Origin of the sequence: Marinobacter sp. GH_1, assembly GCF_048595985.1 — a bacterium.
In the GTDB taxonomy this organism is placed as follows: Bacteria; Pseudomonadota; Gammaproteobacteria; order Pseudomonadales; family Oleiphilaceae; genus Marinobacter; species Marinobacter shengliensis.
The window spans coordinates 2,291,261-2,316,037 of the sequence record NZ_CP184460.1; the positions used below are offsets into that span (position 1 = coordinate 2,291,261).

Annotated in this window: 20 protein-coding genes and 2 tRNA genes; 12 read left to right on the forward strand and 10 right to left on the reverse strand. The window is 56.3% G+C overall.

Going from position 1 to position 24,777, the window contains the following annotated elements:
- Positions 1-5: 5 nt before the first annotated feature.
- From ACNSOI_RS10425 to ACNSOI_RS10435, 3 genes are all read left to right on the forward strand, one after another.
- Positions 6-1,565 (forward strand): FGGY-family carbohydrate kinase, encoded by a 1,560-nt coding sequence (locus ACNSOI_RS10425; RefSeq protein ID WP_420193978.1) that lies wholly within the window; start codon positions 6-8, stop codon positions 1,563-1,565.
- A gap of 77 nt (positions 1,566-1,642) precedes the next feature.
- Positions 1,643-2,008 carry an MbcA/ParS/Xre antitoxin family protein gene (locus tag ACNSOI_RS10430; RefSeq protein WP_061333408.1) on the forward strand — a complete coding sequence of 122 codons (366 nt, stop codon included), beginning with the start codon at positions 1,643-1,645 and terminating at the stop codon, positions 2,006-2,008.
- Entirely contained in the window at positions 2,005-2,799 is a 795-nt protein-coding gene (locus ACNSOI_RS10435) for an RES family NAD+ phosphorylase (protein ID WP_420193979.1), read from the forward strand. Before ACNSOI_RS10430 ends, ACNSOI_RS10435 begins: the two co-directional genes overlap by 4 nt.
- Here the strand turns inward: ACNSOI_RS10435 and ACNSOI_RS10440 are convergent.
- From ACNSOI_RS10440 to ACNSOI_RS10455, 4 genes are all read right to left on the reverse strand, one after another.
- Positions 2,777-4,189: an efflux transporter outer membrane subunit gene (locus ACNSOI_RS10440; protein WP_420193980.1), complete on the reverse strand. Its 1,413-nt coding sequence runs from the start codon at positions 4,187-4,189 to the stop codon at positions 2,777-2,779. The two genes, ACNSOI_RS10435 and ACNSOI_RS10440, sit on opposite strands and share 23 nt — an antisense overlap.
- A gap of 4 nt (positions 4,190-4,193) precedes the next feature.
- A complete protein-coding gene (locus ACNSOI_RS10445; protein WP_420193981.1) occupies positions 4,194-6,134 on the reverse strand; it encodes a MacB family efflux pump subunit in 1,941 nt (646 codons plus the stop codon).
- Entirely contained in the window at positions 6,131-7,282 is a 1,152-nt protein-coding gene (locus tag ACNSOI_RS10450; RefSeq protein WP_420193982.1) for an efflux RND transporter periplasmic adaptor subunit, read from the reverse strand. Before ACNSOI_RS10450 ends, ACNSOI_RS10445 begins: the two co-directional genes overlap by 4 nt.
- A 104-nt stretch (positions 7,283-7,386) precedes the next feature.
- Positions 7,387-9,759 (reverse strand): EAL domain-containing protein, encoded by a 2,373-nt coding sequence (locus ACNSOI_RS10455; protein ID WP_420193983.1) that lies wholly within the window; start codon positions 9,757-9,759, stop codon positions 7,387-7,389.
- 445 nt (positions 9,760-10,204) lie between these two features.
- Here ACNSOI_RS10455 and ACNSOI_RS10460 point away from each other — a divergent pair, with 445 nt between their 5' ends.
- Positions 10,205-10,411, forward strand: a complete 207-nt coding sequence (locus tag ACNSOI_RS10460; RefSeq protein ID WP_058091071.1) for a cold-shock protein — start codon at positions 10,205-10,207, stop codon at positions 10,409-10,411.
- A 311-nt stretch (positions 10,412-10,722) separates the two neighbouring features.
- Positions 10,723-12,477, forward strand: a complete 1,755-nt coding sequence (locus ACNSOI_RS10465; protein WP_286249984.1) for a putative bifunctional diguanylate cyclase/phosphodiesterase — start codon at positions 10,723-10,725, stop codon at positions 12,475-12,477.
- 19 nt (positions 12,478-12,496) lie between these two features.
- Here the strand turns inward: ACNSOI_RS10465 and ACNSOI_RS10470 are convergent, their stop codons facing one another.
- Entirely contained in the window at positions 12,497-13,297 is an 801-nt protein-coding gene (locus tag ACNSOI_RS10470) for an SDR family NAD(P)-dependent oxidoreductase (RefSeq protein ID WP_286249986.1), read from the reverse strand.
- A 103-nt stretch (positions 13,298-13,400) separates the two neighbouring features.
- On the opposite strand from ACNSOI_RS10470, the gene ACNSOI_RS10475 reads away from it, so the two are divergent.
- Positions 13,401-14,765, forward strand: a complete 1,365-nt coding sequence (locus tag ACNSOI_RS10475) for an NAD(P)/FAD-dependent oxidoreductase (RefSeq protein WP_420193984.1) — start codon at positions 13,401-13,403, stop codon at positions 14,763-14,765.
- A gap of 28 nt (positions 14,766-14,793) precedes the next feature.
- Here the strand turns inward: ACNSOI_RS10475 and ACNSOI_RS10480 are convergent, their stop codons facing one another.
- On the reverse strand, positions 14,794-16,722 hold the full coding sequence (locus tag ACNSOI_RS10480) for an alpha/beta fold hydrolase (RefSeq protein WP_420193985.1): 1,929 nt from the start codon (positions 16,720-16,722) through the stop codon (positions 14,794-14,796).
- Between the two features lie 206 nt (positions 16,723-16,928).
- On the opposite strand from ACNSOI_RS10480, the gene ACNSOI_RS10485 reads away from it, so the two are divergent.
- The gene (locus ACNSOI_RS10485; RefSeq protein WP_420193986.1) at positions 16,929-18,365 is read left to right on the forward strand and encodes an alkaline phosphatase PhoX; all 1,437 of its coding nucleotides are present in this window, start codon (positions 16,929-16,931) and stop codon (positions 18,363-18,365) included.
- 153 nt (positions 18,366-18,518) lie between these two features.
- Here the strand turns inward: ACNSOI_RS10485 and ACNSOI_RS10490 are convergent.
- Together ACNSOI_RS10490 and ACNSOI_RS10495 are read right to left on the reverse strand one after the other, a co-directional pair.
- A tRNA-Cys gene (locus ACNSOI_RS10490) sits at positions 18,519-18,592 on the reverse strand.
- 54 nt (positions 18,593-18,646) lie between these two features.
- A tRNA-Gly gene (locus tag ACNSOI_RS10495) sits at positions 18,647-18,722 on the reverse strand.
- Between ACNSOI_RS10495 and ACNSOI_RS10500 the strand changes: the two genes are divergently transcribed.
- Positions 18,696-19,667 (forward strand): START domain-containing protein, encoded by a 972-nt coding sequence (locus ACNSOI_RS10500; RefSeq protein ID WP_420193987.1) that lies wholly within the window; start codon positions 18,696-18,698, stop codon positions 19,665-19,667. The two genes, ACNSOI_RS10495 and ACNSOI_RS10500, sit on opposite strands and share 27 nt — an antisense overlap.
- Positions 19,668-19,673: 6 nt before the next feature.
- On the opposite strand, the gene ACNSOI_RS10505 is transcribed toward ACNSOI_RS10500, so the two are convergent.
- On the reverse strand, positions 19,674-20,405 hold the full coding sequence (locus ACNSOI_RS10505) for a murein L,D-transpeptidase catalytic domain family protein (protein ID WP_058091144.1): 732 nt from the start codon (positions 20,403-20,405) through the stop codon (positions 19,674-19,676).
- A gap of 281 nt (positions 20,406-20,686) precedes the next feature.
- On the opposite strand from ACNSOI_RS10505, the gene ACNSOI_RS10510 reads away from it, so the two are divergent.
- From ACNSOI_RS10510 to ACNSOI_RS10525, 4 genes are read left to right on the forward strand one after another with little or no spacing between them, the layout of a single operon-like run.
- Positions 20,687-21,838 (forward strand): MlaE family ABC transporter permease, encoded by a 1,152-nt coding sequence (locus ACNSOI_RS10510; RefSeq protein WP_420193988.1) that lies wholly within the window; start codon positions 20,687-20,689, stop codon positions 21,836-21,838.
- A 12-nt stretch (positions 21,839-21,850) separates the two neighbouring features.
- Complete coding sequence (locus tag ACNSOI_RS10515; RefSeq protein ID WP_171040050.1) at positions 21,851-22,666, forward strand: ABC transporter ATP-binding protein; 816 nt, start codon at positions 21,851-21,853, stop codon at positions 22,664-22,666.
- Positions 22,666-23,604 (forward strand): MlaD family protein, encoded by a 939-nt coding sequence (locus tag ACNSOI_RS10520; RefSeq protein ID WP_420193989.1) that lies wholly within the window; start codon positions 22,666-22,668, stop codon positions 23,602-23,604. Before ACNSOI_RS10515 ends, ACNSOI_RS10520 begins: the two co-directional genes overlap by 1 nt.
- Positions 23,601-24,227 carry an ABC-type transport auxiliary lipoprotein family protein gene (locus ACNSOI_RS10525; RefSeq protein ID WP_420193990.1) on the forward strand — a complete coding sequence of 209 codons (627 nt, stop codon included), beginning with the start codon at positions 23,601-23,603 and terminating at the stop codon, positions 24,225-24,227. The genes ACNSOI_RS10520 and ACNSOI_RS10525 overlap by 4 nt, the downstream gene beginning before the upstream one ends.
- Here the strand turns inward: ACNSOI_RS10525 and pgsA are convergent.
- Positions 24,221-24,775 carry a CDP-diacylglycerol--glycerol-3-phosphate 3-phosphatidyltransferase gene (gene pgsA / locus ACNSOI_RS10530; RefSeq protein ID WP_152438251.1) on the reverse strand — a complete coding sequence of 185 codons (555 nt, stop codon included), beginning with the start codon at positions 24,773-24,775 and terminating at the stop codon, positions 24,221-24,223. The genes ACNSOI_RS10525 and pgsA overlap by 7 nt on opposite strands.
- Positions 24,776-24,777 lie beyond the last annotated feature (2 nt).

The following is a 24,777-nucleotide window of genomic DNA, read 5'->3' on the forward strand; positions in this document are numbered from 1 at the left end:
ACAGTATGGCCAACACACCGCTGATTCTGGCGATCGACAATGGCACTCAGAGCGTCCGGGCGCTGCTGTTTGACCAACAGGGCAATTTGCACGGCAAGGGCAAGCAGGAAATCGAACCCTACTTCTCAGAACACCCGGGCTGGGCCGAGCAGCATCCTGACTACTTCTGGCGCAATCTCGGGTTGGCCTGCCAGGCGCTCTGGCAAAGTACCGATGCGACACCGGACCAGGTCGCCGGCGTAACCGTGACGACCCAGAGGGGCACGGTAATCAACCTGGACAAACACGGGCAACCGTTGCGCCCGGCCATTATCTGGCTGGACCAACGCCATGCCCGGGTGGACGGCCCGTTAAAGGGCCCCTGGGGACTGTTGTTCAAACTGGCGAGACTGGAAGACACCATTGAGCGGTTCCGGGAGAAAACCCAGGCCAACTGGATTGCCCAGAACCAACCGGAACTCTGGGCACAAACCCACAAGTTTTTGTTGCTCTCCGGCTACCTGAATTACCGCCTGACTGGCGAGTACAAAGACTCCACCGGCAGCCAGGTGGGCTACCTGCCTTTTGACTACAAAAAACAGCAGTGGGCCGGTAACCGGGATTTCAAATGGCAGGCCATGCCAATCACCCGTGACATGCTGCCAGACCTGGTACGTCCCGGTGAAACCATCGGCCAACTGCTTCCCGACGCCGCCCACCACCTAGGCCTGCCAGCAGGCCTGCCAGTTATTGCGGCGGCGTCAGACAAGGCCTGCGAAATACTCGGCTCCGGCGGGCTCAGCCCGGACATCGGCTGCATGAGCTACGGGACCACCGCGACGATCAATACCACCAATCACCGTTACGTTGAGCCCACACGGTTTATGCCGCCTTATCCATCGGCCCTGCCCGGTCACTACTCAACGGAAGTGATGATTTACCGGGGCTTCTGGATGGTCAGCTGGTTCAAGAAAGAGTTTGGTTTGCGGGAGCAAAAGCTGGCCGAACAAAGGGGGATCGAACCGGAGGTCCTGTTCGATGAACTGGTCAATTCGGTACCGCCTGGCTCCATGGGCCTGATGCTGCAACCCTACTGGAGCCCGGGTGTGCGCCAGCCAGGCCCCGAAGCCAAGGGTTCGATCATCGGGTTCGGCGACGTCCATACTCGGGCACACCTGTATCGCGCCATTCTGGAAGGCCTTGCCTACGCACTCCGCGAAGGCAAGGAGCGGATCGAGAAACGCAGCGGTCAGAAAATTCGCCGGCTCAGGGTGGCCGGTGGCGGTTCACAAAGCGATGCTGCCATGCAGTTGACCGCCGATATTTTCGGACTGCCTGCCGAGCGACCGCACACCTATGAAACCTCCGGCCTGGGCGCGGCGATAGACGCCGCCGTGGGATTGGGGCTGCACCCGGATTTTGACACCGCAGTGCGGGAAATGACTCGTGTCGGCGAGGTATTCACCCCGTCTGAGCAAGCGACTGAACTCTACCAGCGCCTCTATTCCGAGGTGTATCTGGACATGTACCCAAGGTTACAACCGTTGTATCGGAAAATCAGGAGTATCACCGGCTACCCCAAGTAATGATTGACGAGCACAGAATGATGCATTTTCGCCATTTAGGTATATAATGGTGAAAAATGCACAAAGGAGCCCTAGCCATGAACGAGCCGGCTACCCTGGCCCCCCAAACCAGCGACAAAGCCCTGCTGGCCAAGGCCTTGCTGAACTCCGCCAAGGCGTTTGGTATTTCCCAGGCCGAAGCCGCCGCCATTGTTGGCCGCAATCGCAGCGGTTTGACCCGCGATGGCATCGATCCAGACAGCAAGGCGGGAGAACTGGCGCTGCTGTTCGTTCGCCTGTATCGGAGCGTTTACGCCCTGACCGGTGGCGACAACCAGGCCATGGCCCACTGGCTCAATACGCCAAATAATTACTTTCAGGACACCCCCAGGGATATGATTCAGTCAACGGAAGGGCTGGTCCGGGTGATTCATTATCTGGATGCCATGCGGGGAAGGATTTGAACTACAAGGAGCGTATTAAAAACACCCTGACGAACCTACAGGGGCAGGTCTTTCGGGTGGTTGAGAGTCAGGAAGACATCGCCACCACCCGAATCGTTGACAACATGCAGGAACAGGCGCGCCTGGAGCAACTGCTGGATGCCAGCAAACCGACGATCCCCGAGCAGGCCAGTAAACTGCACTACCTGCTGTCAACGCCCTTTCGATACCCGCCACTCAAATACGGCTCTCGGTTCGGCCGTAGCTTCGAACCCAGTCTTTTCTACGGCGCCATGAGCATTCCGACAGCCCTGGCAGAGACCGCTTTCTATCGGTTTGTGTTCACCAGCCACGTGTCAAAACCCTTCAAACGGCCGCTGACCACGCTGCACACGGTTTTCACCGCCCGTTTTCGTTCAAGCCACGGAGTGCGGCTTCAGGCCCCTGAGTGGCAGGACCTTCAAGAAACCCTGACCGACCCGGTCAGCTACCGGGAATCCCAGGCGCTGGGTAGCGACCTGCGCCAATGCGGCGCGGAAGCGTTTCAGTTTCTCTCTGCCCGGGCTCTTCAGGCCGGCTTGTACCAGCTACCCTGGCAACCTGAGCACGGAATGGACGGACTCAACGTGGCGCTGTTCAGCCCCCGGGCACTCCGGGACACGGCGCCGAAGTCGTACCACAAACTCATCGTCGCCACCTCAGACCAGCAAGTATCCATGAGTCTGACGCTGGCTGATGGCCGTAAGCAGGTTCACAACTTTGGCCGGGAAGCCTTTCTGGTAGAGGGTGTTATTCCTCAACCGGCCCTGTAGCCACCACCCCGTCATCGCGCTGCCAACCTCCGCCCAAAGCTTTGTAGAGGTCGACGGCGGCAATCAGTCGGTTCAGGCGCATCTGGCTGAGTTGCTGGCGAGCGTCGAACACATTGCGCTGGCTCTCCAGCAGGGTCAGCAGGTCATCTGCGCCCTCCCGATAACGGACTTCCGTCAGCCTGAGTGTTTCTTCAGCACGTGCCAGGATCTCTTGCAGGCGCTGCTCCTGAAGCTCAAACAGAGAATCCCGGTCAAGGGCATCGCCCACTTCCTGGAATGCCGTCAACAGACTGCCCCGATAGCCTTCGAGCAGGGCCACCCGCCGGGATTCCGAAATCGCCAGGGCGTTTAGCCTCTGGCCGCCATCAAACAACGACTGACTCAAACCCAACAGACCACTCACGCTTCGAGTCGGATCAGCAAGGCTGAGAAAACTGTCGGTGGATAACCGAACCGCTGCACTCAGGGAAACCGACGGCAACAGGGCTGCCCTGGCCTGTTCAATATCGGCGCTGGCAGCCACCAATCTTGCCTCCTGGGCGGCCAGGTCGGGTCGACGTGTGACCAGACTGGCCGGCGCCAGGGGACTGATCACCGGTATGCTTACCTCTGAGATATCGGCATCTGGATTGTCGCCCTCAAACGGTAATTCTCCAGTCAGCACCCGTAATGCTACCAGCCGTTGCCGGGCCTGGTATTCCAGTGGCGGCACCGCGTTACGCAGGCTCAATACCGAAGTTTGCTGGCGCGCCAGCTCAGCCCGACTGGCAGCACCATTGCGGAAGCGGGCCTCCACCAATGCCAGAGTACGCTCGCCAATCGCCAGGTTATTCCGTGCCACCTCTACCCTCTGCTGTAACTCCAGCCATTCAAACCAGGTGCTGGCGACCGATGCAATCAGGGTGATACGAGCTGCGTCGTAGTCAAACCGGGTGGCCTGGAAAGATGCCAGAGCTGCGCCTTCGACGGCAGACAACCGCCCCCAAAGATCCAGTTCATAGTCCACGGATAAGCCGGCACTGGTTGAACCCCCGGTGTTGGTATCACCACCGGAGGCCCGGGAAGCCTGCCGCCCGGTACTGGCCGTTGCCCCCACCGAGGGCAAGAGGCCAGCACCGGCGGACTGCAGCTGCAAATCGGCCTGAATGACGGACTGGGCAGTGGCCGCCAAGTCGGGGTTGGCCGCCAGGGCCTTGTCAATCAGCCGGTTCAAATTGTCATCATTGAAAGCCCGCCACCAGCTGGCATCGATGTCCTGCCCCTCATCGATTTGAGCGGACCATTGCTCCGGTGGAGTAACTGGCAAAGGCACCGGCTCCGGCGTGAACGTGGCGCACCCGCCAACCAGGAGAGCCGGCAGTAAAACCAATATTCGAGCGGTCATAGTCATAGTCTTATTCCGACGCCAGGGCATGGACCGGGTCCAGGTGAGCGGCTTTGCGGGCTGGCAGAAAACCGAAGATCAGCCCGGTGGCAAAGGCACAGGAGAACGCTAACACCATCGGCAACACGGTCATGTGGACCGGCGTGCCAAACGAGCCGATCAATTGGGTGGCGGTGATGCCCAGCGCGACACCGATCAGCCCACCAATGGCCGAGACCAGCCAGGCCTCGGTAAGAAACTGTTGCAGAATGTTCCAGGCCCGCGCTCCGGTGGCCATGCGAATGCCGATTTCCCGCGTGCGTTCGGTCACGCTCACCAGCATGATGTTCATTACACCGATGCCGCCGACCAGCAGCGAAATGGCCGCAATGGAGCCAAGCAGCCAGGTCAGGGTATTCTGGGTTTCAGAGATGGTGTCGATCAGCGACGCCATATTGCGGATGGTGAAATCCTCAATGCCACCATGCCTGGCCAGCAGGGTTTCGTGAATAATCGCCTCTATTTCGCTCATCCGGTCCAGATCAGCCACCGCCACGGTGATATTGCGCAGGTGGGTTTGGCCAAAAATACGCAAACTACCCGTTGTGTAAGGTACTAACACAACATCATCCTGATCCTGGCCCATGGGCGATGCGCCCTTCTCCCCCATCACGCCAATCACCTGGAACAGCACATTGTTCACCATCAGATGTTTGCCGAGCGGGCTTTCGCCGGGGAACAGTGTGTCGGCCGTCGTTTTGCCCAACACGGCTACTGCCGCATAGTTGAGCTCATCCTGTTCCGAAAAGAAGGTGCCTTCAATCACCGGCCACTGCCTGGCCACCGGAAACTGGTATGAGGTGGCGTTAATTTCTGCACGGTGGTCAAGGTTAAAGTACCGAAGCGTTTGCGAACCGGTGAGTTCAGGTATCGCTGCAAGAACCCCTTCTACTTCATTGATTGCGCGATAATCTTCGGGAGTTAACGTGGTCACCGACCAGCGGCCTCCTCGCTGATCCGGGCCGCCGGGGCGAATCAGCAACAAGTCACTGCCCATGGTACTGATTCGATCAACCACGTCTTTCCTGGCCCCCTCCCCGATAGCCAGCATGGTAATCACAGACGCCACGCCAATCACGATGCCCAGCAACGTCAGTGCGGTTCTGAACAGATTGCTGCGCAACGAACGCACAGCACTTTTCAGGGCCTCCTGCCAGTCACTCAGCACCACGCCATGGCGACTGGCCTCTATTGCCGATGATGAGTCTGTAGCGCTGTCATCCCGGCCAGTATCTCGAACCACTTCGCCATCGGCGATATGAATTTGCCGGCGGGCAACATCGGCCACATCCTGATCATGGGTGATCAGAATAACGGTATGCCCCTTGCCAGACAGCTCAGTCAGCAGCCGGATAACCTCTTTGCTGCTTTTGCTGTCAAGGGCGCCGGTAGGCTCATCGGCGAAGATCACCTGGCCGCCATTCATTAATGCCCGGGCAATTGAGACGCGCTGCTGCTGACCACCAGACAGCTGGCCGGGGCGATGGGTAAGCCGCTCGCCCAGCCCCAGTTCGGTTAACAGCTTCTCCGCCCGCTCCCGGCGCTGGACGGGCGCCCTGCCTGCATAGATGGCCGGAATCTCAACATTCTCCCGAGCGGTCATCCCCGGCAGCAGGTTGTAGCTCTGGAAGACAAAGCCGAAAGCCTCCCGGCGCAATAACGCCAGGTCATCCCGACTGAGCGCGGAAACGTCACGGCCGTCATACCAGTATTCCCCCGAGGTTGGCTGGTCCAGGCAACCGAGGATATTCATCAAGGTGGATTTACCGGACCCGGAGGGGCCCATAATGGCAACGAACTCACCCGGATAAATTTTCAGGTCAATGCCCTTGAGTACCGGTACGGCCAACTCCCCTTCACCAAAGGACCGGGTAATACCCCGCAACTCGATCAGAGGCCGGCTTGAGGTCATCGCAGCATACCCCGGAAGTTGTTGGTGTTACTGGAACCAGAACGCGGATCCCGGGAAACCAGCACGACCTTTTCGCCTTCCTTTACGCCGGAGACCACTTCCGTATGTACCCGGTTACTGACGCCGGCCACAATGTCCCGCCATTCAACCTGGCCTGCCTGGGTCAGCACCTGCACCCGGCCCCGTTGAACCGAGGACACTGGCACCCGCATCACATCCAGGGCTTCGCTCTGAATAAAGAACACCTGGGCCGTCATGTTCGGTAGCAGTTTGCCGTCATCGTTATTGGCATCGAACAGGGCGTTGTACAATACAACATTGTTGGTCACTTCCGGTGTCGGCTCTATGTACAGCAACTCGCCGTACACCTTCCGTTCCGCACCACCCAGCGTGGTGAAGTAAACGCGCATCCCAGGCTCGAGTTTGCCCACATCAGCTTCCGATACCTGTGCCCGCACCCGCATGGTGGCCAGATCAGCAATACGCATCAGAACCGGGGCTTGCTGGGTTGCATTCAGGGTCTGGCCCTGGCGGGCTTCAATGGACACGACAGTGCCCTCCATGGGTGCATAGATTCGTGCATACCCGAGGTTGGCTTCTTCCGCGCGCAAGGTGGATGAGGTTTGTTCGATCTGGGCTTCCAGCATCGCCAGTTGCGCTTTGGCGGATGCCAGTGACGCCTCGGCAGTCTGCAGCGATTCCCGCGTAGTAGCTTCTTCTTGGAACAGGTTGGTCTGGCGCTGGAACTGGATTTCCGCCAGCCGCAACTGGGCCTTTCGGTCATCCAGTTGCGCCCGTTGATTCTTGAGCTGGGCCCGGGTGGCGTCGACCTTGGCTACGTATACGGTCGGATCAATCTCCGCCAGCAAGTCACCCTGGGAAACCGTTTGCCCAACCCTTACATGGATGGTTTCGAGCTGGCCTGATACCTGGGCACCAACGTCCACGTAGTTGCTGGGCTCCAGCACGCCGGTAGCGCTGACCAGCTGCTGGATGTCGCCGCGGGTGACTTCGATGGTATTCAGTGGCGGCTGTTTGTTTCCGCCGTTCTGGAAATACCACCAGCCTCCGGCTGCAAGAATCACCAGACCTGTGAAAACACCAACCCAGGTTGGCCAACGCCGGCGGTTGCGGGGAGCAAGTGCCATTCAGAAGTTCTCCATACGCTCTGATCAGCGGCAACCATAGAGAACGCCAGCGAGAAAAAAAAGAGTTTGCTCAAGGTTTTGCCAAACCTTTACATAGCTCCAGTTCAGCTATGAACTGCGGTAACCGCAACCGTTTGCCAGTGGAAATTCGCGGCCCATTCATAAGCCTGTTGGTAAGGCATCGGCTTCGCATAATAGAACCCCTGCCCAAGATCGCACCCAAGTTCAATCAGACGAGCGTGAGTCTCAGCATTTTCAATGCCCTCAGCCACCACCCGACGACCAAAGCTGCGGGCCAGGCCCAGTATTGCGGTGACCACCATTTCACTCTCCGGATCGTCCAGCATGTCATTGACAAAAGAACGATCAATCTTGATCTCGTGGGCAGGAAGCTTACGGAAGTAGTCCAGAGAGGAATAGCCGGTACCAAAATCGTCCAGCGACACCTCCACCCCCAAGTCCCGACACCGCCGAAGCGTGTCAATTACCAGGCTGGCATCATCCATGGCGGTGGTTTCAAGCAGCTCCAGAATCAGCCGGTGGCGGAGCCCGCGGGGCAAACGCTCCACTGCCTGGGCCAGATCTGCCGGGAAGGTTTTGCCCAGAAAGTGGGATGGGCTGAGATTCACGCTCAGGGAATAGGCCAAACCCTGACTATTGAACAGCAACAGTTTGTCGATGGCTTCGTTGATCACCAGGTTGCCAACGGTGCGAGCGTATTCGGTGTATTCAAGATGTTCCAGAAAGTGCCCCGGGCCCAGCAAGCCATCGTCGGGATGATTCCAGCGAATGAGCGCCTCAAAGCCTTCGATGGTCTGGCGCCTATAATCAATCTTGGGCTGGTAATACAGCTCCAATTCGTCACGACTGATGGCCTGGCCAATCTGCTCCAGAACCCTTACTCGCTCTTTCCGGGTAAAATGGGACTGCAGGTCAAAGATTTTATAGGCGTTCTTGCCGGATTCCTTGGCTGCATACATCGCCTGGTCCGCGTGGCGAAGCAGTAAATCGGTATCTGCGTCGTCATCCGGATACACTGTCACGCCCATGCTGCCAGACAGGTGTAAAACAAAGTGCCGGTAACTGATGGGCTGGCGGATGGCTTCCAGAATGCGGGAATACACACGCTCATCGTCTACATCCCGAAGTATCGCCACAAATTCATCACCGCCAAGGCGGGCGATCACATCGTGGCCCCGCACGGTATTCTTCAGCCGCTCCGCGATCGACCTGAGAACTGCATCACCAACGGAGTGTCCATGCTCATCATTGATCTCCTTGAAACCATCGAGGTCAATAAAACAAACCGCCACGGTGCCGTTGCGCTGCTTGGCTTCAAACAGCTCCTGTTCAAACAATTCCGTTAACCGTCGCCGGTTGGGCAGCCCGGTCAGGGCATCAAAATTAGCGGCCTGTTCCAGGCTGAGTTGATGCTCACGTTTTTCCTGGTAAAGACGCTTCCGTTCAATCAGGGTGCCAACGGTCTGCAGCAGCGGAGCAAGGTCGTCGGCAAGGCTTTCTTTATAGCCGCCCACCCGGTTGGCCAGGCCAACCAATCCGATCAGATTCCCGCCACTGTATACCGGCAACCCGATATAACTGGAGATCGGAGGATGGCCAGGTGGCAGGCCACCGCGGCGCACATCGTTTGCATAGTTGTTGGTAAGCACCACAGCGCCGGATACCAACCCTGCCCCCAGGAGGTTATCCAGCCTCTCAAAGAGCATTCCCCTGCGTTCTACCTGCTGGAACAGGGCCTGGGTTTCAGGGCTCCAGGCGATGTTGGTGATGGCGCCTACCTTGAGGTACGGCGTGCCATCGTTGTGATACAACACCTCACCAATAAATCCGAACTGGCTACCCGTAAGGGCCAGCAAATCGGCCAGCATCAACTCGAATGCCGCCCGCTCGTTGTCATTGGTCAGAAAGACATTCTGGGCCCGCTGGATGGCCCGGCTGAGATGCGACACCGCGACGTCACCCGCGTCTCCTCCAGTGAGATAGGCACATTCCAGCTCGTCTTCGATGAGACTCGCCAAAGTACGAAGTACATCCAGGTCCACTTCCTGAATCTGACGGGGCTTGTCATCAATAATGCACAACGAACCAAGCTTGAAACCACTGGGCTCCCGGACAGGAATGCCAGCGTAAAAACGGATGTGTGGATCACCGGTGACCAGTGGATTCGATTTGAAGCGGGGGTCCTGGGTGGCATCTTCAACAATAAACGCTTTGTCCTGGCGGATAGCGTGATCGCAGAATGCCACCGAGCGCGGTGTTTCACGAGCATCAATGCCGTCCTTGGATTTAAACCACTGGCGCTTATCATCCAGAACGGTGAACAAGGCCGTTTTGACTCCATAAAACTGGCGGGCGATTCGAACCAGCCTGTCAAACCGCTCCTCTGGTGGCGTATCCAGAATCCCTAACTTCTCAAGCGCAGTGAGGCGCCTTTTCTCCATAGGGTCCAGGGGCATACAGGTTTCGCTCCGCGTAAGGAAACAAGAGACCAAGCCTTTTCGGCATTTGAGTTGTTAGAAGGGCCTTCGACCAATCCTTCTATCCACTGCCCTTACAACAAGAAGTGTAGATCAAGGCTGCCGCGAGAGTTATTGATTTTAGTAACCGGGCATTGCAGCTTGACGCGCCATGGAGGACCGTTTCAACAGGACAATTTGCCGCCCTTGGGTAAATGCCTATAAGAAATAGCTTTCTATTCGGACCGGGCAGGAGTACAGTGACTCTCGTTGGAAAGATTTAGCACAGCACTCATCAATAAGACGCATCTCTGTTGTAAGTTGTAACAAGTAGCTTTCGTCCTGTTTTTGATCACGCCAGTTTTTTGTTTCCCGCACTCCGCTGACCAAGCCTCACAATGATGCCTGGCGGCAATTAAAATGATTGAATTCAGGATTTATAACTATGTCTACTGTTACCGGTACTGTTAAGTTTTTCAACGAATCAAAAGGTTTTGGCTTTATCACTCGTGAAGGCGGCCCGGACGTTTTCGTTCACTACAGCTCCATTCAGGGCGGCGGCTTCAAAACTCTGGCAGAAGGCCAGCAGGTTGAATTTACCGTTTCTCAGGGCCAGAAAGGTCCTCAGGCGGATAACGTAGTAGGTCTGTAATTTTACGGCCCTGATACGATAGAAAAGGCAGCTTCGGCTGCCTTTTTTTTATTTTAGGCGTGAAAAGTTTGCAACACCGCAAACAACATCCTCCCTCCCCGATCATCACCTGTAGCATTCCCCCATGGTCTGGCTTTACCGCTAGGCTTCTCGCGGTTCGAAGAAATCTCTCTCCCTCCGTCGATCAACTCTGCCACGTGCCCCGTACAAGCATTGGGCGATCCGAAACATAGCACCTATACTGCCCTAAGCAGCTGAAAGATATAGCGGGTATTTTTGATTTCTGCGGACGCGCATATGGGAGGCATAGAATGTCGGCTCGTAATGGACCGAAAGGACACCGTTCATCCGCTGACGACAATGGGCGTTTGCGGGCTTCCACTAAGCAGAGCGAGCAAGATTTCTATGAGCTGATCGAAAGCCTCCCAATGGTCGCAGTTCAAGGCTATGACAGGAAACGCCGGGTAATCTATTGGAACGATGCCAGCCGACACCTCTACGGCTATACCCGGGAGGAAGCCGAGGGCCAGCTGCTGGAAGATCTGATCATTCCGGACCATTTGCGCGAGGGCGTAATAGACGCCCACCAGAATTGGCTGGAGAGCAACATCAGCATTCCACCAGAAGAGATTGAGTTAAAGCACAAGGATGGACACCTCGTGCCGGTTTACTCCAGTCACGTCATGATCAAACAGGACACTGGCGACTGCGAAATGTTTTGCATCGATGTCAGCTTGCAGGAACAGAAGAAAGCCAACGACAAACTCCAGTGGATGGCTAATTTTGACGACCTTACTCAACTGCCCAACAGACGGATGATGGAAGTTGAACTGTCGGCTCGCCTGATGGAGGCAGAACGGCGCCAAAGCGGCGAGATCGCCGTCGTGTTTATTGACCTAGACAATTTCAAACTGATCAATGACACCTTGGGGCATCACTATGGAGACGAGCTGTTGCTCGCTGTTGCGAATGGCCTAAAAGGGGAAATTCGTTGCTGCGACCAGCTTAGTCGCTTCGGTGGCGATGAGTTCGTACTCTTGATGTTCGATTTTGACGGTCCCGAAAGCATTCATGAAGTATTTCGCCGCTTGAGCAGTATGCTCGAGCGTGGCTTCATTCTGAATGGCGCTTGTTATCAAGTCACCGCGAGTTTCGGCGTCAGTCTTTACCCCAATGATGGCACGACGGTCCCAGAATTGATGGGAAACGCCGATGCCGCGATGTATCAGGCAAAGGAAAGCGGCAAAAACAGCATCTGTTTTTACACCTCCGACATCAATGATCGCCTGCTTCGTTATCAAAAAACAACGGCACTCCTCCGTAACGCTCTCGTTGCTGGCTCCCTGCAACTGTATTTCCAGCCCCAAATTGATCTGAAAAACGGGCGCATGCGGTCATGTGAGGCCCTGCTGCGATGCTTTGATGAAAACTCACGGCCGGTACCCCCAGATATCTTTATACCGGTGGCAGAAAAATCAGGACTGATTAACCGCATTGGAGACTGGGTTATTGATGCAGCCTGCAAACAGCTTACGGCCTGGAAGGACACGGCGCTTGGAGACCTGCGAATTGACATCAATTTGTCGGGCAAACAACTGACAAACCAACATTTGGCCAGCGATATCCTGCAGAAGTTGTACCATCATGACCTGCGTCCTTCCCAGTTAGGCGTAGAGCTAACGGAAAACGAAGTGATCGAAGGTGATGAAGTACAGATTGGTCAACTGGAAAGACTGAAAAACGCCGGGGTGCACATTTCCATTGACGATTTCGGCACTGGTTATTCGTCGTTGCTCTATTTGCGTAAACTGCCCGTTTGCAGCCTGAAGATTGATCGGAGCTTTCTACACCATGCCATGGAAAACAGCAGTGATATGGCGATCATGCAAGCCATCATCACCGTTGGGCACAGTCTCGGCTTGAGCGTAGTCGTGGAAGGCGTGGAAACCAGCGAACAAGACAATCTCGTCAAGACCCTGAGCTGTGATCTGGCTCAGGGATATCTTTATGCCAGGCCCATGCCGGCCGACTCAATGGCAGCGTATCTGGTGAGTATGGGGCACTAAAACGGCCCTTCAGTAACCGTTATGGGCGAATCTTCTCCCCAAGCTTTTTATCCATCAGTCTGAACAACGGCTGGGTGTAACGTGTAACCGGACCAGGTAACGCCGCAAGCGCAATGCTGCCGGCAGTCCCCATCAGGCTACCAACCCTGGCTGGCCCTTCATCCACCGCTTTGACGATCCACCCCGCGGCCTTATCCGGAGTCATCATCGGCATGTGCTTGTAAATGCTGGTTTGCGACGACATGGGCGTGCGCACCATCGGGTAGTACACCACGGTAACGTCTATCCCCTGATCACCCATTTCCGCCAACAAAGAGCGTGAGAAAGACTCCAACGCAGTCTTGCTGGCCAGGTAAGCGGAGAACAAGGGAATCGGAACTTGGGAGGACAACGTGGAGATGTTCACCACCTGCCCCCGGCCCTGGGCCAACATCCTTGGAAGCAGCTTCAGCGTTAAGCCGACCGCAGCAACGTAGTTGATATTCATGGTGCGCTGGTAATCGTGCAGCCGGTCCAGAGCCTGAGAGATGGGGCGGCGAATGGAACGGGCGGCATTATTGACCAACACATCTACCCTATCGTGCTCGGCCAGTATCCGGTCTGCAACCGACTGCAAGCCGGCTTCATCCGTCAAGTCCGCCGGGTAGACCCAGGCTTTGCCGCCCTCGGCGATAATAGCCTGCTGCACTCTTTTCAATTCATCCTCCCGACGAGCCACAAGGCAAAGACGCGCCCCTTTTCGGGCCAATTGATAGGCTGCCTGTTCACCAATACCGCTGGACGAGCCCGTCAGAACAATGGTCTTGCCGCTCACACTCATGAATACACCTCGGTTTCTTGTCTTGTTTTTATAACGCCACCTTGATACACCTTGGCGCACTGCCGCGCCGAAAGGCTTCAAGTATAACAACGTGATAAACGCCATGGGCATAGACTACAGCAAACTTGGCTCACCGGAGACCCGGTCGTTCTGGCTCAATCAATTTGGCCCTTACCTCCCTAATGAACCGCTTCGAGAAAACCGCAAGACCGATATCCTGATTATTGGCGGTGGATTCACCGGCTTGTCCTGTGCAGCGCACCTGAAGGAACTGGACCCATCAGTCGAAGTTACCGTTCTGGAAGGCAGTGCCGTTGGTTTTGGGGCCTCAGGGCGCAACGGCGGGTTTTCAATGACCCTGTTCGGCTTTGAGCCCGAGATCACCTGCCTGCTTCACGGCAGGGAAAAGGCCCGGGCCGCCCACCAGTACATGGAAGATGCCGTCGACTACGTGCGTGATTGTGTTACCCGATACGACTTCGACAGCGATTACGAACACAATGGCTTTCTACGGATTGCACTGACCAACAAACATCGTGAACGCCTGCAAAAACAGCAGGATCTGTACCATGAACTGGGGTTCTCAAGCTCCTTTGATTGGTGGGGCGAAGACCAGCTCTCGCAACGGCTTCACAGCCCGCTGGCTAAAGCCGGCCTGTTTGAGCAACGATGCGGCATCCTGAACCCGGCAAAGCATGTTCGGCACTGGAAATCCATTTGCAAGAAGCTGGGCGTCCATATCTATGAAAACACCCAATGCCAGGCCATCACCTATCCCCAGGGCGGGGTTAGCGTGCAGACGTCCGGCGGCACCGTTAGCGCCAGCAAGGTGGTACTGGCTACCAACGCATACAGCCATCTACTGCCGGAGATGGGAGCGTTTCGTCGTAATCAGACCCCCATCTGGACACATCAGATCGTCACCCAACCCCTCACTCCAGAGCAGTGGCAAGCCATCGGCTGGGCCGGACGCTACGGTATAGAGACCAACCGGCACCTGGTTCACTACCTGAGGCCAACGGCAGACGGGCGCATTACCTTTGGCGGCGCCAACGTGGTGACCACCGCAGGCCAGAACATGAGCCTCGACCACCACAAACCAACATGGCGGACACTGGAAAAACACCTGAAAACCCTGTTCCCGCCACTGGCGGAGATTGACATCGATTATCAGTGGGGTGGCCCGGTGTCGGTCACACTCGACATGGTTCCCAACCTTGGATTCTACAAAGATGATCGCACGCTGTACCTGTGCGGATGCACTGGCCATGGTGTATCCCTGACGCAATACAGCGGGAAAACCCTGGCTGAGCTGGCCCTCGGCCTGGAAAGCAAGCGTACCGAGGCATGGTTTGTAAATCGAACACCAGTGCGCTGGCCTGTGCAGCCATTCAAGCAACTGGGTGTAGCGGCGGTAAAGGGGGCGCTTAAAGCCGAGGATTATTGGTGGGAGCGGAAGCTATGGTAAGCCCCCCCACTCCCACCGGCGCCAGCCCTTACCCCTCGTTGACAAGTGTTCCTTGCAGTACGGGTACCTGAACGGTCGCCTCAAAGTTAACGGCCTGCAATAGCAGGTCTCTCGACCCACTCAGCGGGTATTGAGGGTGGAATCCGTAGACCAACAGTGCCAGCTCGTCGCCCGGGTTCAGCGCTTCTGCGACTCCGACCAGTTCAACAACCTCTGCCTTTTTCAGGCCCCTGACCGGTTGGATCTGATCATCGATCAGCTGCCACCGGCTGCTGCCCTCACTGCGTTTACCTAACCCGACAAACAGAATCGCGTCGCAGCCCGGCTCATACTGACTAAGGCCAGCCGCGCATTCTGTTCGACCGAGTATATCGGACACAGTTACAAGAGCTGTGGGAATACCTCCGATTGTTACACCATCGGCGCCGGCTTTGCCCAGCAACAAAGCCTCAGGTGGCAATGTCGGCGTCGCCGCCGCGGTGGCGCCGTTCGGAACAGGCATGTCGGCACTCACCATGCGCTCCACTACGGCATCACCGCTTAGTAACGTGCCCGGTGCGCCAGGTGCCGGGAAGGAATCGACCGGCACCTGAACTGCAGCTCCATCTTCCAGAGAAAGGCAGACGTTCTGATCAGTCCCGTCAAAATAGTCCGCCAGCGGCTTGCCCTGTAGATGGTGCTGGAGCCAATTTAGAGTGGCATCCGATATGGAGACATCGCCGCAGGCAAAAGCCCCGCCGGCAGACTGAAACCCCGGGATCTCCAATAAGCTTGCGGTTGGATCAACGTACTCAGCCGGCTGCAGCTCGTCTGGCGCTTCAACGGGGAGAATATGACCGGTCTGGTGTGTGAGCAATCTGACATCGCCTCCCCGGGCACGCAGACAATCGAAATTTCGCCAGGCTTCGTTGAAATTGAACAGCGTGTCTTTCATTCCCTGGGTAAGCAAAACATTAACGGGCCGGAACGGAGTTGGCGGCACGTCATAGGCTGGCGGAGCAATTTGAAAACTCAACAAATCCGGAGATTCGGGTACCGACAGTGGTTCACCGGTACAGCGATAAGCGGGGCTATGGTAGAAGAAGAAATCCAACCCGGATTCGGGAAAACGGTTCAAGACGAGCCCCTGCGCGAGAATTTCACGGATAATCGGGTCCAGCCCGCCGTTTCCGTTACCGGTTGATCCGGCTTCACCGCCAGCTACAAGCACCAGATCCCAGCCGGTCTTGATCACGTTCCCGGGGTTGAGGCTCGACCGCAGGTCATACCAGGTGATATCAGGAACCAGCGCGTCCAGTCGCAGCTTCGGGTCTTGCCCGTGCAGCAATAACTGAAATCCACCACCGTAACTGCCACCTATAGCGCCGACTACCGGATTCGGGTTCAGCTCCGGTGGCAAGGACGGCTCGCGCCGATACTGAAGGTACTCGAGGTTATCCTCTGCCCAATCCAGTATCTGAATCAGATCGCGGCCTTCGAACTCCGGGTCCATAACTCTCACGGTACCCGTACTTTCGCCAAAGCCACGCTGATCAATGGATATCACGACAAAGCCCGACTCCCGGTAGTTGTCGAAACCGGTCGTGGAGCGTGATCCGCCAAAACCATGGCCATGCAAGACCAGAGGATGCCCCTGCCGACAGTCAATGCCTCCGATGGGCTCCAGCACCTGAAAGGAAATGGTTTCTCCGGAGCTCGACGTAATGGCAACCGGATAGCTGCGGCCACCTTGGGTGGGTGTGTTTGCAGAACACGAAATTGGCACAATCGCGGGAACATCACACGCCTGGCCGGCATTTTCACAACCGTTGTTTGCCGGCCTTTCCGTTACCTGTGGATTGGAAGCAGGCTGTTGTGCATCGCTGGAGCCGCTATCAAGGCAGCCTGAAAGACTCACCGTCATGGCAGCTGCGCAAGCAAAGCGCAGGCTATTAGTGCAACGGATGTAGTGGCGCATCAGGAATTCCTCTCTTGTTATTAGAATGCCAGCCCTAACCCTTTTAGATAGGCATGAATTGTATTATGCGATGCATTCCAACAAAAGTTCAACTGATTCATCGATGCTTTCCGTCGTCACACCATCGTAACGAAATTGCCACAAAGGAGTATTAGGCTGCCTGTTAGTCGGTTTAATTATGGTTATACGATATGAAAGGAATTCACATGAATTATCAGAGACGACGGTTTCTGCAGATACTGCTGGTGGGTGGCTCAACCGTGGCAGTGAGCGCTTGTGTGGGAGGATCCGGCGGTGGCAACCCACTTAACAATCCGCCTGCACCGAATCTAAACCCGGTACCCGACCTGGGCGACACACCCGCGGACATCCTGGCCATGGAACTTCCGCTTTCTCCCGGGCCTCTCATGAGCATTGGCCCTCTCGAAAACAGTGGGGTTGACGGCATTCTGATTCCCCCAGAGTTTGAGATCCGTCGAGTTGCCGTCTCCGGGCTTACAAGCTCCACGGCAATCCCTCTGCCTTCACTGGGGCTGATCAATTACCCATGGCACATCTTTCCGGATGGCGGCGCGGTATTTGATCTTGATGACGGAGGATGGATTTACGTCAGCAACAGCGAAATCACTCCGGCGGGCGGCGTCGGCGTACTGAGATTCAATCGTGATGGCGAGATCACAGACAGCTACCCCATCCTTCGAAACACCCGCCAAAACTGTGCTGGTGGCCCCACGCCCTGGCAAACCTGGCTATCTTGTGAAGAAGTTCCCGACGGCAGGGTTTACGAATGCGATCCTTTGGGCACACCGGATACCGCAAGAGAACTCCCGGCGCTGGGCATTTTTAACCACGAAGCGGTTGCAGTCGATCTCACAACGAAAACACTCTACCTTACAGAAGACTCGGGAAGCGGCCGGTTGTACCGGTTCAGGTCCGGCGGTATGGCCGCATCCATCAATGGAAAGCCGGGGCTGGATATGGATAACGGAATCCTGGAGGTCCTGGAAATTGAGGGCTTCGAAGCCGGCGCATATCAACAAGACCTGGCCGAAGCCCGAACGGTGAGGCGGGTTCGCTGGGTACCCGTTCAGTCCCCGGACCGACCTCAGAGCCAGGTCCGTTCGGAAATCGAGATTGCTACTGGCGCCGGGGCCCCAGGCACTGTTTTCAAAGGCGGTGAAGGGATCTGGCTTCAGGAACTGCCGGAAGGCCAGCGACCGCTGGTGAGCGGCGCGAACAACCCGCTACGTGCGGTGGTCTATTTTGCCTGCAAAGGTGACAACCGAGTGTACGCCCTGGACATCGACAACGACTTGATAGAGGTTGTATTCGACAACGAACAACTGATCGCCCCCGACACCCCATTCGATGATGTTGATAACATCACCATATCACCCATGGGTGATGTCATTGTCGCCGAAGACGGTGACGCCATGCGACTGATGGTAATGAACCCCAATGGTCCGTCAAAAATCCTGTTGCAGATACCCGGTGGCGGCAGTGAACTGACTGGCCCGGCGTTTACCGGTAATGGCCGGTTCCTCTATTTCAGTTCTCAAAGAGGGAATGCCGCAGGTCCCGGGATTCCAGGGCTAGGCATCACTTATGAGCTGACAATACCAGAACGTTTTCGAGCTGGTTGATTTCTAGGCAGCCAGATAATCGCCACAGGCAATTCCCGGGGTGTGCGGGTAAATCTCACACGCCCTGATTCTGCGCATTGCTTTTTGGGGACGAGATCGAAAGGCCAACAGTCTCTGGAAAGGCTGCTGTGGGTTAGTGAGGTAAAAATAAAATGGAGGCGCGGGTCGGAATCGAACCGGCGTACACGGAGTTGCAGTCCGCTGCATAACCACTCTGCCACCGCGCCGGGTAAGCCTAGATTCTGGCTTATGCTCTCAGGAGGCGTGAGAGACTTGGAAATTGGAGCGGGAAACGAGATTCGAACTCGCGACCCCAACCTTGGCAAGGTTGTGCTCTACCAACTGAGCTATTCCCGCTCTTCGTCTAGAGGCTTTGCCTCGTCAACGGCTGCGTATTCTACGGATTCCGCCGGGGGCGTCAACACCTTTTTTTCAAGTTTTTGTTTTTACGGCAATTGTGAACAAACTTTAGCCAACACCACCGCTTTTTGTCATTTCCGGCCAACCCATCAGAACCGTTATCTGCGCAATGGTTTATCGCCCCCACATCTTTCAGAATCCATGACACCCAATCACATTATCAGGCAGACCAATACCATGCGCGTTCCCGCAACCGTCATCGCTACCCTCTTTACCCTGTCAACCATGGTGGCCAGCCACGCATCTGGCGAAGGATGGACGCCCAAGCAGCAAGGCAAGGAACGGTCTGACATCAACACCTATGTCAGGACCGTTTCGGATACACCAATCAAACAATTCCGCGGTGTGGTTGAAATACAGCACTCTATGGTGGCTGCGCTATCGGTGATTGATGACATCTCCCTGTGCCAACAGTGGATCTACAACTGCCAGGAAGCCAACTACCACGTTACAGATGACGGTGAGCGGCTACTGTGGATGAAATTTGATGGCGTTTGGCCAGCCTCAGACCGGGATGTGGTGATGAAGTCCGTATTCCTTCAGGACGAACCGGGTGGCGCTGTCACGGTGCAATCCACGGGCCGCCCGGATGATGCCCCGCAGCAATCCGGTTACGTGCGCATCCCCATGCTGGATAACAGCTTTTTGGTAGAACCGCTTGAGGATGGCTGGATACGGGTAACATTCACCACCCATATGGATCCGGGAGGTCTGGTGCCCGCCTGGGTGGCCAATATTGTGGCTACCGATGCACCAATTCGAACACTGGAAGGGTTAAAACGGATGATGGAAACATCAGCCTATCGTGACTATTCAACGAGCGCGCCGCCGAAAGAATTGGTCGAGAAGCACAACCTGCGCTTCCCGACCGGCGATTCCTGAGCTACCTCAGCTATTGCCACCACGGGCCGCGCGATTGCCTGCCACCTGGGTAGCACTGTCGCAGTTAAGGAAGCTGGAGGTCTGCAGCCAGTTCTGGTCCGGGTAGTATTTGAAGACCAACTGGCCACCTTTGAGGTTGTCCACCACGGTTTGCACCACTTTCTGGTCTACCGCCGGGCAGCCATGACTGCGGCCGATGCGCCCGTATTGATCCACCCAGTTGCTGTTTACATAGTCTGCACCATGAATCACGATGGCCCGCTGCCTTGCGAGATCGTTAATGCCTGGCTCCAGGCCGTCCAGTCGCAAGGAGTATCCGTGCATACCACGATAGGATTCACTGGCCTTGAACAACCCGATGCTAGACTGATAACTGCCCTCAATGTTCGAGAAGGCGGTTGCCTCTTCGTTGCCTGAGTTTCTACCGTGAGCAACCAGGTCCCGAAGCAGTAAATCGCCCTGCTCCAGATCAAAAATCCACATCCGTTCCTGGCTCGAATGCAGTGAGAAATCAATCACTGCAAGCCGTTCTGGCATGGCAACGCCGTTGGCGATGGCGCAGTGTGTGGCTTTGAAGGCTGCCTCAAGCACTTCCGGGTTCAGCTTGGGTGCAACACTGGCGAGACGGGCAAGCAACTGGTCATCCAATGACTGGGCCTGGGCCGGTATGGAAATGGCTAAAGAAACCGCCAGGCCGGAAAACAATGAAAAAACGCGTCGATTGTGATGCTTGGGCATGCACGTTACCTCAGGATTCAGGAAGATAAGCTACCTGCTTGAAAAGATGCCTTATTCTAACAGAGAATTTTGAGACGCCGTTCATTCCGTACAATTTTTAACCGTTCCCATACAAATCGTGGACGCTTGATCCTCCCTTCCCGCCGCATAACAAGACCGAAACGTGACCGGTCCGATCACCGGCAAGGTTACGGAAAACCAAAGATACTGGCAGACCCGTTCCGGAATCTTTAAGCTTGAGACTATCTTTTCTGCATACCGGACAAGGATTAACGGCACCTGTGGCGACTGATTCCGGCTATTCAACGACAGCACACCGCGACACCCCCGGTAACCTTGACTGCAACGGTGACACCCTGACTCTATCCGGCAGTTGGACCCTCTCCCATTATTCAGTACTCAACCGGCGGGTAACCGAGGTTCAGGCCAGCGGTGCCACGATCAACAACATTCAGTTCGACAAGCTAAGCCGGGTAGATACGGCAGGGGCGGCGCTTATCGCCCGATTAACAGGCCCGGAACAGGCACTGAGGTTTCTGCAGAATGCCAACCTGCCAGATGAACAGCGGGAACTTCTGATCACCGTTGCCGAGGCGATGGCAGGCGCACCCTGGCAGCCCGCCCGGAAAAACGCTCTGCTGGATTTTCTGGCCGACGTCGGAGAGAAAGTGACCGCCATTGCCCGCCTGCTCTGGATGCTTGCAGGCTTTATCGGGCAAACCCTCGCCACCCTGTTTTATATCCTGCCCCGGCCAAAGCGGTGGCGCATCACGCCATTTGTGGCTGCAGTGCATGACACCGGGCTGAATGCCCTGCCCATTGTTGCACTGCTGACCTTTCTGGTGGGCGCCGTTGTCGCCTTTCTGGGAGCTACAGTGCTGGAAGATTTTGGCGCAACGATTTACACCGTGAATCTTGTGGCTTTTTCGTTCCTGCGGGAGTTTGGCGTTCTGCTGGCAGCCATTTTGCTCGCCGGGCGCACCGCCAGCTCGTTCACCGCTCACATCGGCGCGATGAAGGTCAATGAAGAGCTCGACGCCATTCGTACCCTGGGTTTGAATCCGGTGGAACTGCTTGTAGTCCCGCGAGTTCTGGCCATGATGGTCAGCCTGCCAGTGCTCACCTTCATTGGCATGATCTCCGGAATGGTGGGCGGTGCCGCCGTCTGCGCACTGGTGCTGGATATTCCACCAAGTCAGTTTATAGCCATCGTGGAGCGGGATATTGCCCTGAAGCACTTTCTGGTAGGTATTGGAAAGGCCCCTGTATTTGCCTTCCTGATTGCAGTTATTGGTTGTCTCGAAGGCTTCAAGGTGGCGGGCAGTGCCCAGTCGGTGGGCGAACACACCACCTCCAGCGTTGTTCAGTCGATCTTTATGGTGATCCTGCTGGACTCCATAGCGGCGTTGTTTTTCATGGAAATGGGCTGGTAAGTCATGCCGGAGATGAAACCACAGAAAGGCCACAGCCCTTCAACACCGGTGATCCAGGTGCGGGGGCTGTGTAACCGTTTCGGTGATCACGTGGTCCATGAGGACCTGGAGCTGGACCTCTTTCCCGGGGAGATCCTTGGGGTTGTCGGCGGTTCCGGCACGGGCAAATCGGTTTTGCTGCGCAGCATCGTGGGCCTCAACACACCTTCAGACGGCCACATTCAGCTTTTTGATGTCGATCTCACAGAACTTTCTGGCACAGAGCGGTCTCTGTATGAGCAGCGGTTCGGCGTGCTTTTCCAGGGAGGCGCTCTGTTTACCTCGCTGAATCTGGTGCAGAACGTTTCGCTGCCACTGGTCGAGCACGCGGGCCTTACCCGCATGGAAGCCGAGGAGCTTGCCCGGATGAAGCTGGCCCTGACCGGGCTGCCAGCAGATGCCGCCCTGAAATACCCGGCCGAGCTTTCCGGTGGTATGGTGAAACGAGCCGCCCTGGCCCGCGCCCTGGCGCTGGACCCGGAGGTGCTGTTTCTGGACGAACCCACAGCGGGGCTGGACCCGATCGGCGCGGCAGCGTTCGACGAACTGATCGTGACCCTGAGGAACGCCCTTGGGCTGACAGTATTTCTTGTTACCCACGATCTGGATACGCTGTACACAACCTGTGACCGGGTAGCCGTATTGTCCCGTAAAAAAGTGCTGGTGGCAGACACACTTGAAAACGTCGCCAAGACCGACGACGAATGGATACAGGAATACTTTCATGGCCCCAGGGGGCGGGCCGCGATTGATGCACATAACCGGCTGACCAGACAGGAGCCCGTTTAATGGAGCCAAAGGCCCATCACGTTATTATCGGACTGTTCACGCTGGCTGCAGTAACAGCTGCCCTGCTGTTTGCACTATGGCTGGGCAAATCGACTGCAGACCGCGAGTGGGCTTACTACCAGATAGGCTTTGATCACCCGGTGGGCGGGCTGTCTAAAGGCAATCCGGTGTTATACAGCGGCGTTCCGGTTGGCGATGTTCTCGAGCTGTCCCTGGCACCAGACAATCCCGCCCATGTTCGGGTGCTGGTGCGTGTGGATCGCGACATCCCGGTACGGGAGAACACCCGGGCGGAGCTGGTTCTTGCCAATATTACCGGCAGCATGAGTGTCCAGTTCACCGGCGGTACAACCAACAGCCCGGTACTTCAGGGTAACCGTGACAACCCACCGCTCATCAACGCACAGCCATCGGCGTTTTCCAACCTGCTGAACAACGGCGAGGCCATGATCTCCAGTGCAGAACAACTGTTAACCAGCATGAACCGCTTGCTCGCGTCGGAGAATCTGGAGAATGTATCGGCCATTCTGGACAACACACGCCTGGCAACGGAATCATTACTCGCCAATCGGGAAGAGTTGCTTGCCCTGATGGCTCAGTTCGACACGGCCGCCATCCGCGCCGAGGAAGCCGCGATCAAGGTTTCTGATACATCGGACCGGGCGCGCCAAACCCTGGAGCAGGAAATCGCGCCGGTGCTGGAATCCATGACCCTGGCCCTGTCTACCTTGCAGCCTACCCTGAGCCGGTTGGACCGACTGACCGAAGACAATGAACAGGTGTTGGATGCAGGGATTCAAGGCCTGGGTGACATAACACCGGTACTCCGCGAAATGCGCAACACTCTTCGCAACCTGAATTCCTTTACCCGCAGACTCGACGCAGACCCAATAGGCACCCTTCGTGGCGGCCCCAACCTCCAGGAATTTGAGCAATGACAATCGGCCTCCGCCGGCTGGCGGTTTATATCTCCGCAGCCACGCTAACGACTGCGTGTACCGTGTTCCCAACACCAGAACCACCACGGGCCCTGGATCTTGCCCCGTACGCTTCTGAGCCAATGCGGGAAACTCCCCGGCCGGTTTCGCTAAGAATTGATACCCCGCTGGCTTCAGACCCTCTGGACAGCGCTAGGGTCTTGCTTAAGCCTTCCCTTTATGAGTTCCAGGCGTTACCTGCAGTTCGCTGGCGTGACAATATTCCGGTGGTGGTCAGAGACTATCTGATACAGAGTTTTCGTTACAACGGCGGGTTTGACAATGTTATCACTGACACCAGCCCGGCGTTCGCCAGCCATACCCTGATTTCCGAACTATCGGCCTTTCATGCCGAGAACAGGCAGGATCAGGGTGTTACGGTGGTGATGGAGTTACACACAGAGATCATGGGCAATCGCACCCGGAGAAGCCTTTGCAGCAAAAGCCAACGGGTGGAGCAGCGAGCCGAGAGCGCCTCAGTGGATGCCTTGATGGAGGCCTTCAGTGAGAGTTCCCGGGCGCTGGCCGAAACCACGAATCGCTGGGCGTATGCCTGTCTGGCCGAAGCCAGACAACGTCAGTGATCGTTATCCGGGAACAGGTCGGGCCAGGCTGCCTGCAGGTACAGCACCATTGACCAAAGCGTAAGAACCGCCGCCAGATACAACAGCCCGATCGAAACATACGCCAGCAACTGCCCCGGCGGAAACGCCAGCAGGCCAACAATGGCGACCATTTGGGCGGTGGTTTTAATCTTGCCGATATAAGAAACCGCGACACTGGCCCGGCTACCCATTTCCGCCATCCATTCCCGCAACGCTGAGATAACAATCTCCCGTCCGATAATAATGGTAGCGGGAATGGTCATCAGCACCGCAGCATGTTCTTCAATCAATACCGCCAATGCCACCGCCACCATCAGTTTGTCTGCTACCGGGTCCAGAAACGCGCCAAATGGCGTGCTCTGGTCAAGCTTTCGGGCCAGGTAACCATCCAACCAGTCGGTGATTCCCGCCAGCGCGAAGATAACGGCACTGGCCATGTAGCTCCATTGCATGGGCAGATAGAAAACAACCACAAACACCGGAATCATCACGATCCGGGACATGGTCAGTACGTTGGGTAAATTCATGG

What these genes read in the sequence shown, in the direction of transcription:
- ACNSOI_RS10425 (WP_420193978.1), top strand. Translation starts at nt 6, where the DNA reads ATGGCCAACACACCGCTGATTCTGGCGATCGACAATGGCACTCAGAGC.
- ACNSOI_RS10430 (WP_061333408.1), top strand. Translation starts at nt 1,643, where the DNA reads ATGAACGAGCCGGCTACCCTGGCCCCCCAAACCAGCGACAAAGCCCTG.
- ACNSOI_RS10440 (WP_420193980.1), bottom strand. Translation starts at nt 4,189, where the DNA reads ATGACTATGACCGCTCGAATATTGGTTTTACTGCCGGCTCTCCTGGTT.
- ACNSOI_RS10445 (WP_420193981.1), bottom strand. Translation starts at nt 6,134, where the DNA reads ATGACCTCAAGCCGGCCTCTGATCGAGTTGCGGGGTATTACCCGGTCC.
- ACNSOI_RS10450 (WP_420193982.1), bottom strand. Translation starts at nt 7,282, where the DNA reads ATGGCACTTGCTCCCCGCAACCGCCGGCGTTGGCCAACCTGGGTTGGT.
- ACNSOI_RS10455 (WP_420193983.1), bottom strand. Translation starts at nt 9,759, where the DNA reads ATGCCCCTGGACCCTATGGAGAAAAGGCGCCTCACTGCGCTTGAGAAG.
- ACNSOI_RS10460 (WP_058091071.1), top strand. Translation starts at nt 10,205, where the DNA reads ATGTCTACTGTTACCGGTACTGTTAAGTTTTTCAACGAATCAAAAGGT.
- ACNSOI_RS10465 (WP_286249984.1), top strand. Translation starts at nt 10,723, where the DNA reads ATGTCGGCTCGTAATGGACCGAAAGGACACCGTTCATCCGCTGACGAC.
- ACNSOI_RS10470 (WP_286249986.1), bottom strand. Translation starts at nt 13,297, where the DNA reads ATGAGTGTGAGCGGCAAGACCATTGTTCTGACGGGCTCGTCCAGCGGT.
- ACNSOI_RS10475 (WP_420193984.1), top strand. Translation starts at nt 13,401, where the DNA reads ATGGGCATAGACTACAGCAAACTTGGCTCACCGGAGACCCGGTCGTTC.
- ACNSOI_RS10480 (WP_420193985.1), bottom strand. Translation starts at nt 16,722, where the DNA reads ATGCGCCACTACATCCGTTGCACTAATAGCCTGCGCTTTGCTTGCGCA.
- ACNSOI_RS10485 (WP_420193986.1), top strand. Translation starts at nt 16,929, where the DNA reads ATGAATTATCAGAGACGACGGTTTCTGCAGATACTGCTGGTGGGTGGC.
- ACNSOI_RS10505 (WP_058091144.1), bottom strand. Translation starts at nt 20,405, where the DNA reads ATGCCCAAGCATCACAATCGACGCGTTTTTTCATTGTTTTCCGGCCTG.
- ACNSOI_RS10515 (WP_171040050.1), top strand. Translation starts at nt 21,851, where the DNA reads ATGAAACCACAGAAAGGCCACAGCCCTTCAACACCGGTGATCCAGGTG.
- ACNSOI_RS10520 (WP_420193989.1), top strand. Translation starts at nt 22,666, where the DNA reads ATGGAGCCAAAGGCCCATCACGTTATTATCGGACTGTTCACGCTGGCT.
- ACNSOI_RS10525 (WP_420193990.1), top strand. Translation starts at nt 23,601, where the DNA reads ATGACAATCGGCCTCCGCCGGCTGGCGGTTTATATCTCCGCAGCCACG.
- pgsA (WP_152438251.1), bottom strand. Translation starts at nt 24,775, where the DNA reads ATGAATTTACCCAACGTACTGACCATGTCCCGGATCGTGATGATTCCG.